At 52.6% G+C, this 5713-nt stretch carries 3 protein-coding genes and 5 pseudogenes; 4 read left to right on the plus strand and 4 right to left on the minus strand.

Going from position 1 to position 5713, the window contains the following annotated elements:
- Nucleotides 1–265: pseudogene (locus KP699_RS15645) on the minus strand (IS5/IS1182 family transposase); the annotation flags it as partial.
- 85 nt (nt 266–350) lie between these two features.
- Here KP699_RS15645 and KP699_RS15650 point away from each other — a divergent pair.
- Nucleotides 351–1297, plus strand: a protein-coding gene (locus KP699_RS15650; RefSeq protein WP_374196966.1) for an IS630 family transposase whose coding sequence is annotated in 2 segments (ribosomal slippage) — nt 351–687 and nt 687–1297 — 948 coding nt in all. Because the reading frame shifts where the segments join, the coding sequence is not laid out codon by codon here.
- Between the two features lie 5 nt (nt 1298–1302).
- On the opposite strand, the pseudogene KP699_RS15655 reads toward KP699_RS15650, so the two are convergent.
- The 3 genes and pseudogenes from KP699_RS15655 to KP699_RS15665 all read right to left on the minus strand — a co-directional run.
- Nucleotides 1303–1620: pseudogene (locus KP699_RS15655) on the minus strand (transposase); the annotation flags it as partial.
- Nucleotides 1621–1883: 263 nt separating this feature from the next.
- Nucleotides 1884–2789: a hypothetical protein gene (locus tag KP699_RS15660; protein ID WP_215763276.1), complete on the minus strand. Its 906-nt coding sequence runs from the start codon at nt 2787–2789 to the stop codon at nt 1884–1886.
- A gap of 330 nt (nt 2790–3119) precedes the next feature.
- A pseudogene (locus KP699_RS15665) lies at nt 3120–3299 on the minus strand (IS701 family transposase); the annotation flags it as partial.
- A 102-nt stretch (nt 3300–3401) separates the two neighbouring features.
- Here KP699_RS15665 and KP699_RS15670 point away from each other — a divergent pair.
- The 3 genes and pseudogenes from KP699_RS15670 to KP699_RS15680 form a co-directional block, all read left to right on the plus strand.
- Nucleotides 3402–4000: pseudogene (locus tag KP699_RS15670) on the plus strand (transposase); the annotation flags it as partial.
- Between the two features lie 76 nt (nt 4001–4076).
- Nucleotides 4077–5227 (plus strand): IS3 family transposase gene (locus tag KP699_RS15675; RefSeq protein WP_252347143.1). Its coding sequence is split into 2 segments (ribosomal slippage): nt 4077–4335 and nt 4335–5227, totalling 1152 coding nucleotides; the frame shifts between segments, so codons are not numbered across the junction.
- 35 nt (nt 5228–5262) lie between these two features.
- Nucleotides 5263–5713 (plus strand): annotated as a pseudogene (locus tag KP699_RS15680) (transposase); the annotation flags it as partial.

Raw genomic sequence — 5713 nt, forward strand, 5'->3', positions numbered from 1 at the left:
GCATGACGATCTTTATGGGGCAGCTTTGAATCTTTATGGGGCAGCTTTGACGGCTTGTCCTGCCAATCCTGTGGGATCCGTCCGTCCTGCAGATCGGCCTTCTCCTCATTGGTATTACGCTGCTTTGGGGCCGCTACCAGTGTCGCGTCCAGGATCTGGCCTGACATGGGGAGATAACCGGCATTCCGCAGGGTCGCATCAAAGCGTTGAACAAAACATCAATTGCTCGCGCTTGTGTCAGACGTTCCCGGAACAGCCAGACGGTCCTAGAGCAGTTCCACTGAACCCTGAATCGAGAGGTGACAGTGAAGGCGTCTTGTGATTCACCGTTTCCATTGATGGAGATGGTGATGGCACGAGCATTGAGTGATGATCTTCGGAAGCGGGTTCTAGAAGCTGGAGTTGGGGGAGCGTCAGCTCGCTCGCTTGCGGCACGGTTCGGTGTTGGGATTTCGACGGCGATCCGCTGGCTGCGTCGGGAACGTGAGAGCGGCGAGCGGACGCCCCGTCGCCAGGGCAAACCACGCGGATCACGGCTGGACGCGCATGAAGCGTTCATTGCCGGCATGATTGAAGCGCAGAAAGACATCACGCTTCACGAAATGATGGCGCGTCTGGAAAGCGAACGGGCCGTCGGGATCGGTCGCAGCATGCTCAGTCGCTGGTTGCGGCAACACGGATGGACATTCAAAAAAAGACCGCTCATGCACTGGAGCAGGAGCCTGAAGACGTCCTGAAACGACGACAGGACTGGTTTGATCTCCAGCCTGACCTCGATCCGAAGCGTCTGGTGTTCATTGACGAAACCGGCCTCTCCACGAAGATGACCCGTCTGCGCGGACGCGCCTCGCGCGGGGAACGCTGCCGCGCCGGTGTGCCGCACGGTCACTGGAAAACCACGACTTTCACCGGGGGGCTGCGTCTGACAGGCCTGACCGCGCCCTTCGTGCATGAGGGCGCCATGAACGGCAGGATCTTTCAGGTCTATGTCGAACGGGTTCTCATCCCGACACTGAAATCGGGCGATATCGTCGTGATGGACAATCTTCCGGCGCATAAGCTGCCGGCGATACAGAAGGCCATTGAGCAGGCAGGGGCGGAACTGATGTTCCTGCCGCCATACAGCCCGGACTTTAATCCCATCGAGATGGCCTTCTCAAAACTCAAGGCCTTGCTGCGCGCCAGAGCCGAACGGACTGTCGGTGCTCTGTGGGATACCGTCGGCGCGCTGCTTCCGGCTTTCACTCCCAGCCAATGCGCCAGTTTCTTTACAGCCGCAGGATATGAGCCAGATTAAAGTGGAACCGCTCTAGCATCAGTCACGCGGTCAGACAGCCCCAGACCAAGAAAGCGCATGACGAACAGGCGGTCGTTGATCAGAAATTCCGTGCGTTAGTCAGAAAGAGAATGGCTTGCCTGCAGGATCAGGACCTTGAACATGAAAACCAGATCATAGGCAGGACGGCCTCTTCTGCTGCCATCCGAACGCGGGATCGCCTGCGTCAGCAAAGAGCGGAACTGTTCGAAATCAACAAGACCACTGAGCTTCTCCAAGACATCGCCCTTGGCCGACAGCGCCTTCAGACGATCATCAATATCGAAAAATCCCGGCTGTTTCATCGCTAAATCCCATCAGTAGACAGGAATAAAGAGAATCATATCCGCCCTCTCAAACCAAGGAGTTTTTGGAGATGTCCACCTCGCTCTGCTCAAATCGCAGAGCGAAAATCAGGCACAAGAACAGTCAGTAAAAGGATTTTCGAACCCTCTAGGTTGACCGGACAAAACTGTTATGCGTTCCCAATGGGAGGACCATACGATACTCTTTGCCTGCGCAGCCATGGAACTCACCCAGCAAGCGCTTATCGCTGCGATGGAGCGGATCATAAGTACAACCCCATGCGATCAAAATGACTAAGCATATGAACGTCCGGCAAAGCCGCTAGGATGTCGGGCTGGTGAAGGAACTCCCACGTATAAATCCATGTTGGGCAATACATCGTGGCATCGTATATCGTCGCTAAATGTGAATAGAGGTAACTTTCTGGTAGAAAATTATGGGTGAAAGATTGCGTATCAAAAAATACCGATCCCTTTTCAATAGCGCGCCAGTATTGAAATATCGTGTGCTCGAAATCCTCATACCTAATTGTCATTAGCCATTTCACAAGGGAGCCATGAATTTGGCTCATTCTATCAAAAAACTCTGCCAAATCCGTAGATTCATAAAAAGGCGCGTCAAAGAACCACGTATAAACAATCTTTCCGTCCGATGACTGGAAGATATCTTTCGCCTTATCACCAAAGTGGCGTCGGCAATCGTCAGCGATTGTAGTAATATCCCCTCGCTCGTAAGATGTTCCTATATAAATATTTTTTCTGTAATTTAATCTGAGAGAACTAAAAAGAGACACGAGAGACTTGGATGCTGCTGTATCCGCATCAAGGCTCATTATGCCGTGGTATCCGTGCTCCAAAGCCCAAATCAGGAGGATAAACTTCTTTACATTCACTATACAACGGTCAGTATTAGCAATAAATCGTTGCGTAAGCAAATCAGACTTTAGTTTGCTCTTTATGAACCCTTCTATGTTGACATATTTAACTTTTAATTTCTTATGTATTGCAGGAATCATTCTTGCGAACATTCTATATTCATGTTCATTTGATGCGCCCAGAATAATTTCAAAATTATCGTATCCTCCCTGCGCCTCAATCGAAGATAAAAAAGAAATCAGCCAATTCGCTTTTGGAAGGTGAACTGGTATAACGATACAATCGCGAGTCACGACAAAATCCTTAGTATCATATGTTGTATATTCTATATACTTTGCGAAATTCTCTTGGTTCCGGCAAAAATATAGCGTAAAATCCCCACACAAGCAAGGTTCGCAAGATATCACAGTCCCGGCAGAAATCGTCTCTGTTAATGATGACTGAGCCATCACAACCACCTATGCACTACAGTTGCATTTTGTGTTGTGAGTGAGCGCGGATAGCGCTGGCCTGATGTGTTCGTCGAAAGACGGACCATCTGAGGATGTGAAGGACGGATAGTATGCGTTGTGTAAGTTTTACGACGAGGCGCCTGATTTCCTGAATGGACCAGCGGACGACGATTATCGTGTTCTGCGTTGTGTTTTTTTCGGTTTCAATGAGTTTGCCTGATACCGGACACTTGCCATGACGGCATAGGCCAGCATGACCAGAGAGACATGCCGATGCCAACCATGCCAGGAGCGGGTCTCGTTATGATCAAGACCAAATTCGTTTTTGGCCGTCTCGAAACATTCTTCGATCCTCTAGCGCGTCCCTTCAACGTGGAGGGTTCGAAAACCCTCTTGGTTTTGAGGCCCTCTCTGTGATTCCATTTCTCCGGTTTTGATTGGAGGAGCGGCGACATGAAACAGCCCGGTTTCTTTGATGTTGAAGAGCGGCTTTCTCGTTTGAGCGGGCTTGGTGATCAGCTCGAAGCCTTTTCCCGGACTGTGAATTTCGAAGCATTTCGTCCTGATCTGGATAAAGCGCTGACCTATGCAGACGGCAGTAAAGACGGTCGTCCGCCGTTTGATCCGGTGCTGATGTTCAAAATTCTGGTCATCCAGACGCTGAACACTCTGTCCGACGAACGGACAGAATACCTGATCAACGACCGTCTCTCCTTCATGCGCTTTCTTGGTCTGGGGCTGTCGGACCGTGTGCCTGATGCCAAACCATCTGGCTGTTCAGGGAACGTCTGGCACAGGCGGGAGCAATTGATATTTTGTTCAACCGCTTTGATGCGATCCTGCGTAACGCTGGTTATCTGCCGATGTCAGGCCAAATCCTGGATGCCACGCTGGTAGCGGCTCCGAAGCAGCGCAATACCAACGATGAAAAGACTGATCTGCGGGAAGGACGGATCCCACAGGACTGGCAGGATAAACCGGCAAAGCTGTCCCACAAGGACAGGCCTGCGCGCTGGACCTTGAAATTCACGAAAGCGAAGCGACAGGAAGACGAGAGTATGCCCGTGACGTGCCCCCCGAAAATGTAACCATTTAAAAGTAGAGTCCGATCGAGAAGGATACGGACGGATGAAACGCAGTCGCTTTACGGAAGAACAGATCATAGGGATCCTGAAGGAACAGGAGGCTGGACTGAAGGTCTCTGATCTTTGCCGCAAACACGGGATCAGTGACGCGACGTTTTACAAATGGAAGACCCGCTATGGTGGTCTTGAAATATCGGAGGCCAAACGGCTGAAGGCGCTGGAAGATGAAAACATCCGCCTGAAACGTCTTCTGGCGGATGCCATGCTGGATAATGCGGCCCTGAAGGAAATCGTTGGAAAAAAGTGGTGACGCCTGTCGCGAAACGGCAGGCGGTCCGGCACATACAGGAAGCTCTGGCCCTGAGTGAACGCCGTGCCTGTGCGCTTGTTGGTGTTGCCAGGCGTGTCGCGCGGTATGTTTCTACTGGAACGGACGATGCTGCCCTGCGCCAGCGCCTGCGGGAACTGGCGGACCAACGACGCCGCTTTGGCTATCGCCGCCTGGGTTATCTTCTGGCGCGGGAAGGATTCAGCCCCAATCACAAGAAGCTGTTCCGCCTTTACCAGAAGGAAGGGCTGAAAGTCCGCCATCGGGGTGGCCGCAAGCGGGCACTGGGGACGCGCTCTCCCATGACCATCCCTCAGGAACCCGGGCAGCGCTGGAGCCTGGATTTTGTCTCGGATGCCCTGATCTGTGGCCGCCGGTTCCGTATTCTGGCTGTTATCGACGATTTCAGTCGCAAGAACCTGGCATTGGTTGCCGACACGTCCTTGTCAGGGGGACGTGTGGCGCGGGAACTGACGGCCCTGGTAGAACGCCATGGCAAACCCCTCATGATTGTCAGCGACAACGGGACAGAATTCACATCCCATGCCATCCTGAAATGGGCCGATGAGATGAAGGTCGAATGGCATTATATCGCTCCGGGGAAACCGCAGCAGAACGGGTTTGTCGAAAGTTTCAACGGCCGGTTGAGGGATGAATGCCTCAACGAGACGCTGTTCACCTCCCTCAGCCATGCCCGACAGGTTCTGGCTGACTGGCGGGAAGACTACAATACGGTGCGTCCCCATTCCCAACTGGATGGTAGGACACCGGATCAGATCGCCAGACAAGGGTCTCGGGGGCATGCCCCCGAGACCCTTGTCATCCCATCAACCCCAAGCCATAAAAAACGGGAACTCTCCTTTTGAGTGGATACAAAAAGGGGGGCACGTCACCCGCAACGGATCTGGCCATCCCGTTTTTTGGTTACAAGTCGCACATCTCTATCGATCGGAAATTTCGGCTGATCCGCAAATGGAAGACGACAGATGCCGCCGCCAGTGACGGTGCGCGATTGAGAGAGGGCTCACTTGATAAAAGCAATACAGCCTCAACGGTCTGGGCAGACACAGCCTACCGCTCAAAAGCCAATGAGGCCTTCATGGAAAAGCAGGGCTTTGTCTCCAAGGTTCACAGGAAAAAGCCGCATCTCAGGCCTATGCCCCGCCATATCCAGAGATCCAACGCAGGGAAGTCGGTGATCAGATCTCGCGTTGAGCATGTCTTTGCCGATCAGAAATCACAGACGGGACTGTTCGTCCGAACCGTAGGCATAACGCGGGCCACCATGAGGATCGGGCTGGCCAATATCGTCTATAATATGCGCCGCTTTCTCCTCCTGGAGCGGATTAACG

The sequence above is a fragment of the Acetobacter sp. P1H12_c genome, from assembly GCF_018811975.1.
Lineage (GTDB): Bacteria > Pseudomonadota > Alphaproteobacteria > Acetobacterales > Acetobacteraceae > Acetobacter > Acetobacter persici.